Origin of the sequence: Xanthobacter autotrophicus (genome assembly GCF_029991245.1) — a bacterium.
Classification (GTDB): domain Bacteria; phylum Pseudomonadota; class Alphaproteobacteria; order Rhizobiales; family Xanthobacteraceae; genus Xanthobacter; species Xanthobacter autotrophicus_C.
This window is the reverse complement of record NZ_JAIVFO010000175.1, coordinates 1-8,181: the sequence shown is the minus strand read 5'-3', so window position 1 is coordinate 8,181 and position 8,181 is coordinate 1. Positions and strand designations below refer to the sequence as shown.

The 8,181-nt window shown below is 68.2% G+C and carries 5 protein-coding genes; 2 read left to right on the top strand and 3 right to left on the bottom strand.

The features are described 5' to 3' along the window. Positions 1–49: 49 nt before the first annotated feature. A complete protein-coding gene (gene ssuD, locus K9U41_RS20390; protein WP_282642682.1) occupies positions 50–1,222 on the bottom strand; it encodes an FMNH2-dependent alkanesulfonate monooxygenase in 1,173 nt (390 codons plus the stop codon). 517 nt (positions 1,223–1,739) lie between these two features. Further along, positions 1,740–2,774 (bottom strand): zinc-dependent alcohol dehydrogenase family protein, encoded by a 1,035-nt coding sequence (locus tag K9U41_RS20385; RefSeq protein WP_282642681.1) that lies wholly within the window; start codon positions 2,772–2,774, stop codon positions 1,740–1,742. 346 nt (positions 2,775–3,120) lie between these two features. Between K9U41_RS20385 and K9U41_RS20380 the strand changes: the two genes are divergently transcribed. Beyond that, the gene (locus K9U41_RS20380) at positions 3,121–4,299 is read left to right on the top strand and encodes an acetyl-CoA acetyltransferase (RefSeq protein WP_282642680.1); all 1,179 of its coding nucleotides are present in this window, start codon (positions 3,121–3,123) and stop codon (positions 4,297–4,299) included. Positions 4,300–4,335: 36 nt separating this feature from the next. Here K9U41_RS20380 and K9U41_RS20375 read toward each other — a convergent pair whose 3' ends face one another. Further along, positions 4,336–5,547 (bottom strand): CobW family GTP-binding protein, encoded by a 1,212-nt coding sequence (locus K9U41_RS20375; protein ID WP_282642679.1) that lies wholly within the window; start codon positions 5,545–5,547, stop codon positions 4,336–4,338. A 509-nt stretch (positions 5,548–6,056) separates the two neighbouring features. Between K9U41_RS20375 and K9U41_RS20370 the strand changes: the two genes are divergently transcribed. Beyond that, complete coding sequence (locus K9U41_RS20370; RefSeq protein WP_282642678.1) at positions 6,057–8,057, top strand: sigma-54-dependent Fis family transcriptional regulator; 2,001 nt, start codon at positions 6,057–6,059, stop codon at positions 8,055–8,057. The last annotated feature ends 124 nt before the right edge of the window (positions 8,058–8,181 follow it).

The window sequence follows — 8,181 nt, the reverse complement described above, 5'->3', positions numbered from 1 at the left end:
GTGTATAAGAGAAAGGAGGCGGGTCATGGATCTGTCCTCTGGAGCGCGTTCAGGAGACGGCGGCGAGGCGCCGCTCGGCGCTGTGGGAGCCCACGGCGAACTCGTTGACGATGTTGTCGGAGACCTTGCGGCGGCGGCCGTCGATGCCGAGTTCGGGGAACAGCAGCTCGGCCACCCGGTAGGCCTCCTCCAGGTGCGGATAGCCCGAGCCGATGAAGGTCTCGACGCCGATCTCCTGGTATTCGCGGATGCGCGCGGCCACGCTCTTCGGGTCGCCCACCAGCGCCGTGCCGGCGCCGCGCCGCACCATGCCGATGCCGGCCCACAGGTTGGGCGCGATCTCGAGCTTGTTGCGATCGCCCGGCTGGAGCGCTGCCATGCGGGACTGGCCGACGGAATCCATCTCGACCTTGAAGCGCTTCTGCGCGTTCTCGATCTGCTCGTCGGAGACGCGGGAGATGAGCTTGTCCGCCGCGGCCCAGGCCTCGGCCTCGGTCTCGCGGACGATGAAATGGATGCGCAGGCCGAACTTCAGCTTGCGCCCGCGCTTTGCCGCCCGGGCCTGCACGTCCGCCAGCTTGTCCTTCAGGATGTGGGGCGGCTCGCCCCAGGAGAGATAGACGCTGGTGTGCTCGGCGGCCACCTCGTGCCCGGCATCCGACGAGCCGCCGAACCAGAGCGGCGGATGGGGCTGCTGCACCACCGGGAAATCGAGCCGGCCATGCTCCACCCGGTAATATTGGCCGGTGAAGTCCACCGTCCTGCCGGCCACCAGGTCGCGCCAGATGGCGAGGAATTCGTCGGCCTGGCGGTAGCGCGCGTCATGATCGAGGAAGATGCCGTCGGCCCCCAGCTCGGCCGGATGGCCGCCCACCACCACGTTGAGCAGGAGCCGCCCGTCGCTGAGCCGGTCGAGCGCCGCGGCCTGGCGCGCGGCAAAGGCCGGGGAAGTGACGCCGGGGCGCAGGGCCACCAGGAAGCGCAGGCGCTCGGTGGCGGTGGCAAGGCCGGCGGCGGTGATCCAGCTGTCCTCGCAGCTCTGGCCCGTGGGCAGCAGGACGCCCTTGAAACCGAGCCGGTCCACCGCCTGCGCCACTTCGCGGAAATAAGCGAATTCCGGCGGACGCTGCCGCGTCTCCGAGCCGAGATAGGCGCCGTCCCCATGGGTCGGGATGAACCAGAAGAAGTCAGGGCCGGCAGCCTCTGCGGGAAGCGCACTCATCAGGGTCTCCATCATTTCCGTGAAAATGACGGACTATTTCACATAATGTCAATTGATTTAATAATAATCCCGATCGATCTCGGGCTTGTCTCGAATTGTCTTTTTATTTGAGTGGTATACGAATGATTGGTCGGCCTCGCCGCGCAAGAGCCCGCGCGGCGCCCGAGGGATCCCTCGCAGCATCGCTCAAGGACAAAGGGCTGTTGGCAGGACGTGACGGCCGTCGCGCCGGCGGGCTTCGGCCTCCGGAAACACCCGACATCGTGCGTCCATCGAACCTGCTCCGAAGCGCGCAAAAGCTGGCATGGGTGTCCACCAGACCGAGGCGGGTCAGGAGCTGGCACAGCATGGGGGAGAAGAATGAGGCAAAAACCCCGAAACCGACCCTGCATCAGGTCCGCAGGGCCGGTTTCAGTCCACCGCTTGGGCATCCGCTCTGTAAAGGTGCCGGTACTGCCGAAGGTCTATCGGGAAACCGCCGATCTGATTCAGCCGATGTCGTGCAGATAGCTCTACGCTATCCGATGATCACTTTCAGGGCTCTGGTCTGCGCGGCCTTCTCGAACGTCTCGTAGGCTTCGAGGATGTCGGCGAGGGCAAAGCGATGGGTGATCAGCTTGCGCGGATCGAGCTTCTTCGACTGCACGGTTTTCAGCAGCATCGGCGTCGTCACCGTGTCCACCAGCCGGGTGGTGAGGGTGATGTTGTGGGCCCACAACCGTTCGAGGTGGAGGTCGGCCTTGGTGCCGTGGACACCCACATTGGCGATGGTGCCGCCGGGGGCCACGATGTCCTGGCACAGCACGAAGGTGGCGGGAATGCCGACCGCCTCGATCGCGGTATCCACGCCGATGCCGCCGGTCAGGGCCATGACCCGCTCGACCGCATTCTCGCGGCCGCTGTTGACCGTCTGCGTGGCGCCGAAGGTCAGGGCGACTTCCAGGCGGTTGTCGTCGAGATCGATCATGATGATCTCGGCGGGGGAGTAGAATTGCGCGGTGAGGAGCGCCGCGAGGCCCACCGGCCCGGCCCCCACGATGGCCACCGTGCTGCCGGGCTGCACCTTGCCGTTCAGCACGCCGCACTCGAATCCGGTGGGCAGGATATCGCTGAGCATGACGAGGGCTTCCTCGTCCATGCCTTCGGGGATGCGATGCAGGGAGGTGTCGGCGAAGGGGATGCGGACATATTCGGCCTGGGTTCCGTGGATGGTGTGGCCGAGCATCCAGCCGGCGACGGAGCAGTGGGAATACATGCCGCGCTTGCAGTAGTCGCAGCGCCCGCAGGACGAGATGCAGGAGATGAGGACATGGTCCCCCTTCCTGAAGGCCGAGACCGCCGGGCCGACCTCCTCGATGACGCCGACGCCCTCGTGGCCGAGCACGGTGCCGGGCTTCTCGGTGGGCACGTCGCCCTTCAGGATGTGCAGGTCGCTGCCGCAGATGGTCGTCCGCAGGATCTTCACCACGGCGTCGGTGGGCTGCTCGATCCGCGGATCCGCCACCTCTTCCAGCGCCTTCTTGCCGGGGCCACGATAGACCAGACCCTTCATGAGGGATCTCCCTTTCCAGTGTCGTTGAATTGGCGGCGCGCCGGACAAGGGCCGCGTTCCGCGCCGCCTCCTCGGCAAGAGTGATGCCATTGCTGAAGGCCGCGCGTTCGCATGCTCTTCCCGTGCGGCGGGGCTGCCAGGCTGTCCGCAATTGCGACTCCCGCGGCCGGATTTCGGTCGCCCGGAGCGCTCCCGTGGGGGCGGCCACGCCTCTACCGGCAAGGGCCGGCAAGGGCCGCCAAGGGGCTGCCAAGGGGCCGCCAAGGGGCCGCCAAGGGGCCACGCGGTGGCACGCACGGTGCAGGAGCGCCGGCGCAACGACGACGCGACAGGGGCAGGACGCATCATGAAGCTTGGCAACGCAGTATCCATCGTCGGCTGGGGCCATTCGCCCTTCGGCCGGCTGGCCCACATGGACATGGAGGCGCTCATCGCGGGTGTCTGCCGCGAAGCGCTGGTTCATTCCGGCTTCCCGGCGGAACGCATGGACGGCGTCTGGCTCGGCAATCTCAACGGCGGCTTCGTGCCGGAGATCTTCTGCTCGTCCCTGCCCATGAACGGCGAGCCGGGCCTGCGCTGGAAGCCGGCGACACGGGTCGAGAACGCATGCGCCTCCGGGGCCGGCGCCATCTTCGCCGCCTGTGACGCCATCCAGTCCGGCCGCGCGCGCCTCGCCCTCGTGGTGGGCGCCGAGAAGATGACCGCGGTCTCCGGCGAGGAGGTGACGCGCATCCTCGGCTCGGCCTCATACGTCAAGGAGGAGGCGAACTGCGGGAAGACCTTCCCGTCCATCTTCGGGGAGATCGCCGGCGCCTATTTCGAGCGTTATGGCGACCATGCGCAGGCCCTGGCGAAGATCGCGGTGAAGAACCACGCCAACGGTGTGTCCAACCCCTTCGCGCAGATGCGCAAGGCGCTCGATTTCGAATTCTGCAATACCGTCTCGGAGAAGAACCCGGTCATCGCCGGGCCGCTGCGCAAGACCGACTGCTCGCTCGTTTCGGACGGTGCAGCCGCTGTGGTGCTCGCCTCCGACGACCTCATCGGCGAGGCGCAGCGGGCCGTGCGCATCCGCGGCCGGGCCCAGGTGAACGACCTGCTGCCCCTGTCGCGCCGCGACCCGGTGCGCTTCGAGGGGCCGCGCCGCGCCTTCGAGGCAGCCTTCGCCGAGGCCGGGATCACGGTCGGCGATCTCTCATTTGCCGAGGTGCACGACTGCTTCACCATCGCGGAGCTTTTGGCCTACGAGGCCATGGGGCTCGCTCCGGAAGGGCAGGGGGCGCGGGTGCTGGAGGATGGAACGGTGGCCCGTGGCGGCCGTCTCCCGGTGAATGTCTCCGGCGGCCTGAAGGCGAAGGGCCATCCCATCGGCGCTACGGGCGTGTCCATGCACGTCCTGTCCGCCATGCAGCTCACCGGCACCGCCGGCGACATGCAGGTGCCAGGCGCCAGTCTCGGCGGGGTGTTCAACATGGGCGGCTCGGCGGTGGCGAACTATGTGAGCGTCCTCGAGCCGGTGAAGTGAGGCGAGGGCGCGCGGCGGCCGGGTCGCCGCGCGCCTTTATGACGACGCAGCGGCGCGCCGGCCTCCGCCCAGCCTCAGGGAATTGACGTGCCAGGCGTCGGTCTCGAAGCTGCTGCGGCCCTGAACCGGCATGCGGGCGCTGAGCCAGCAGCGCGTGGGCAGCAGGGGGGAGGTTGCCGCGGTCCGCAGGGCGGCCGCGTCGCCGGGAAGGTCGGCGAGGCGTTGGCGGATGTCGTCCATGGCCGCTTCCGGCAGGTCGCGGACGATGAACACCAGCCGCCCGCGCATGTCGAAGCGTGTTCCATCCTTCGGCCAGCGCGGCAGGCGCACCGGGGGATAGGCGACGTGCTCCACGCACTGCACCACCACCGGCGTGCCGAGGCCGGCCACGTTCATCAGCCCCTTCACCCGCAGGAGGTGCGATCCGTATTTCGCGAGAATCTCTCCCATGGCGACGGCGAAGCCGTGCCAGGGCACCTGATGGTTGAAGAAGCAGGTGAAGCTTACCGGCAGCGCCTCCGCCGTATGGGCGGATGGCGGCGCCTCGCCGGCGCGGGCGGCAACGTCCGTCTCAGCCACCCAGCGCTCCACCTCCGCCGGCAGGCTGCCCGGCGCATAAAGTCCGGCGCCCAGGATGCGTCGGGGTTCGATCTCGCCATGGGTCACCGCAAGGCGCGGAGCCGACGGATTGAGCACGTTGAGCCGGGCGTCGAGCCGCTCGCGGGCGCTGCGGTCGGCGAGGTCCGCCTTGGTGAGGAGGATGCGGTCGGCCATGCCCACCTGGCGGCGCGCCTCCTCGTTCCGGTCCAGCTGCTCGGCGCCAAGGCCGGTGTCCACCAGGGTGACGACCCCGTCGCAGCGGAAGCGGGCGGCGACGTAGCGATGCTCCATCAGGGTCCAGACCACCGGTATGGGATCGGCGAGGCCGGTGGTCTCGATCACCACGCGGCGCACGTCCGGGATCTGCCGCCGCGCGAGCCTGTCATGGAGCGTTTCGAGCGCCGCCACGAGATCGCCGCGCACGGTGCAGCACACGCATCCGGATTCGAGCAGCACCATGGTCTCGCCGATCTGCTCCACCAGCTGGTGGTCGATGCCCACGGCGCCGAATTCGTTGATGAGCAGCGCCGTGCCGGACATGTCCGGATGGGTGACGAGGCGATTGAGCAGCGTCGTCTTGCCGGCACCGAGGAAGCCGGTGAGCACGGTAACGGGGATGCGCGGGTCGATGGGATCGTGTTCGGCCATGGGCGGTCTCGAAGCGGGCGCCGGCAGCGCGGGGTGTCGCGGGAGCGCAGCAACGCCCGTGCCACTGGGGAAAAGCCTGCCCCTGGCCTCCGGACCGGGCGGAAGGCGTTCGATTTCCGGCCGCCGTCGCATTCGAAAATCGAACGCCGCGGCACGCCTTCCGCAAGGTCGCGGAGGGGAGGAAACGCGGGAAGTCTCGATATCTGAAGGGCGTGCGGCATGGCATGATCGATGCTACGCTCACTCCCAGGCATGGTGACCTTGCAGCGGCGAGGCGCAGGCCGTTGTCGCTTCACATGGAGTAGGCCGGAGCGGGTTCGCACCGCGGCTGCCACAAGGCCACGAGACCGAAGACCACAAGACCCAAGACCAAAAGACCGAAGACAAAAGTCCGCCACGAAAACGCAGACAGCAGATCTGCCCGGGTGGCGGCACACCGGCCGGCTCATTGGACCCGCCGGGGGGGAGGATACAAAATGCCTTTCGGAAGGCCCGGACAAAAGTTCTCGGTGCCCGAGAACGACGAAAAGGTGATGACGTCGTGGGAGCAATTCCTCGGCGGTGACGAGTTCGGCTCCGACGCGCTGCGCCGGCTCGTCGACGATTCCTGGCGTCGCTGCCTCAGCAACAGCGTGGACCCGCAACGCGACCAGGCCCCGCCGCCCATGCGCGAGGATTCGCTGCATTCCCTGCGCGACGACTGCCGCGAGCTGCTGGAGGCGAGCCAGCCGGTGATGGCCTCGGCGCGGGAGTTCCTTGCCGAAACCGGCACCGTGATGGTTCTCACCGACGGCGCCGGCGTCATCCTCAACCTGGAGGGGGACACGCGGCTGCGGGACGCGGCGGCCAACATCCACCTGCTGTCGGGCGCCAGCTGGAGCGAGCAGGCGTGCGGCACCAATGCCATCGGCACGGCCATCGAGGTCGGCCAGCCGGTGCAGATCCATTCGGCCGAGCACTATTGCTCCGGCATCAAGCGCTGGTCGTGCTCCGCCAACGTCATCCGCGATCCGTATGACGGCACCATTCTCGGCGTGGTCGATGTCTCCGGGCTTTCGGACACCTTCAATCGCCACAGCCTCGCCCTCGTGGTGGCGACCGCCGGGCGCATCGAGAACCGTCTCGCCCAGCAGGAGATGGATTTCCGCCTGCGCCTTCTCGACCACTGCATGGACCGCCTTTCGGGGTCGAGCAGCGACGGCGTGGTCGTGTTCGACCGCCGCGGCCGGGCTGTGAAGGCCAACGGTGCCGCCGCCGACGCACTTCTCGACCTGCAGCGACAGCGCGGCGAGGCGCCGGGCACGGACCTTTCGCAGCTTCGCCTGAACTGGCGCAAGCAGGCCACACTGCCCGACGAGCTGCCGCCGTGGATGCGGCGGGAATGGCTCGAGCCGGTGGTGACCGATGGCGAGCGGCTTGGCATCGTGCTGCGCCTGCCCGGGCGCCGGGCCACGCCGTCCCGGACCGCGGGCCTCGACGCCTCCGCCGCGAAGCCGGAGGCGGGGGACAGTGCCTTCGCGCGGATCGTCGGCGAGGCCCCCAGCCTGCGGAATGCCATCGGCCGGGCGCGCCAGCTGGCGAAGAGCCGGGCGCCGGTCCTGCTGCTGGGCGAGACCGGCGTGGGCAAGGATGTGTTCGCCCAATGCCTCCACGCCGGCAGTGCCGGGCGTGACGGCGCATTCGTGGCGCTCAATTGCGGCGGCTTCTCCCGCGAGCTGCTGACGAGCGAGCTGTTCGGCTATGCGGAGGGCGCCTTCACCGGCGCGCGCCGCGGCGGCATGATCGGCAAGATCGAGGCCGCGGACGGCGGCACGCTGTTCCTCGACGAGATCGGCGAGATGCCGAAGGACCTGCAGCCCCACTTCCTGCGGGTGCTGGAATCGGGAGAGGTCTACCGCATCGGCGAAACGCGCCCGCGCAAGGTCAACCTGCGCCTCGTGGCCGCCACCAACCGCGACCTGCGACGCGAGGTGGAGGCGGGGCGGTTCCGCATGGACCTGTTCTATCGCGTCGCGGTCACCAGCATCTCCATTCCCGCCCTGCGGGAGCGCGCCACGGACATCCCGCTGCTGGCCGAGCATCTGATGCAGGACCTCGCCAGACGGCAGGGACTGGCACCCCGCCGGCTCTCGCCCCGGGCCATCGAGGTGCTGCAGGCCTATGCGTGGCCTGGAAACGTGCGCGAGCTGCGCAACGTCATCGAGGGCATGCTGCTCATCGCCGAGGGGGAGGAACTGAGCGAAGCGGACATCCCGGACGAGATCAGGATGCCGGCGGAAAGTGATATGGTGGCCCCGCTCGCGCAGGCCGGCGAGGCTGAGCCTTTGCGCGGCCTCACCGGCATGGAGAATGCCGAGCGGCTTGCCATGCTGCGCGCCATGCAGGCGCACAAGGGCAACATGACCGCGGTGGCCCGCGATCTGGGGATCGCCAAGAGCACGGTCTACGCCAAGCTCCGCCGCTTCGGCCTCGAAGGTGTGGTGGGCGAGACGCGACGGTTCCAGATCTAGCACTACAGTTGCGTTTTGCTAGGGTTTCTGAATCGATGGGCGACCATGATTCGGGATCTGATGATTGGTGGTGCGTCGGTTGAGGATATGCTGGCGCTTTGGGCATCGGCCTTGCGGGAGGGCA